Origin of the sequence: Pseudomonas sp. 51_B, from assembly GCF_017491595.1 — a bacterium.
Classification (GTDB): domain Bacteria; phylum Pseudomonadota; class Gammaproteobacteria; order Pseudomonadales; family Pseudomonadaceae; genus Aquipseudomonas; species Aquipseudomonas promysalinigenes.
Genome location: NZ_JAFGYW010000263.1, coordinates 1 through 487, shown reverse-complemented (window position 1 = coordinate 487; position 487 = coordinate 1). Strand labels below are relative to the sequence as shown.

Genomic DNA, 487 nt, shown 5'->3' with positions numbered 1-487 from the left:
TCCGAGACCAGCGCGGTGACGGACCAGAACCCCTGGTCCTGCTCGAGCGCGGCCGCGCGGAGTTCGGCCACCGTGAGGAACCCGCCCGCGGCGGACTGGTCCGCCCCGGCCACGTCCACCGGGGCGACCGCGCCCTGCGCGGCGCCGGCCCACGCGGCCTGGAGGAACTCCTCGTTGGTGGCCAGCAGGTCGTCGGCGCGGCCGCGCAGGCGCTCGGGCTCCACGAGGACGGTCAGCGAGCCGGTGGGCAGCATGCGGGGCAGCGACGTCATGGCCTCGGCCAGCAGCGGGGAGAGGGACTCCATGCCCTCCACGGCCACGCCCTCGGCGATCCGGTCCAGCATGTCCGCGGCGGCGGGCATGGCCGGGATCAGCTCTTTGGCGCGCCGGCGCACGTGGTCCGTGATCAGCAGCTCGCGGCACGGGGGCGCGTACAGCTCGGAGGGGTGGCCCGAGCCGTCCTCCGTGGTGTCCTCGAGGGAGCGCT

The 487-nt window shown here is 75.8% G+C and carries 1 protein-coding gene; it reads right to left on the bottom strand.

Going from position 1 to position 487, the window contains the following annotated elements; all coding sequences use genetic code 11:
- Window positions 1–487, bottom strand: a 487-nt coding sequence (locus J5M56_RS24740; protein WP_207938029.1) for a hypothetical protein, incomplete at both ends; no start/stop codon positions are given.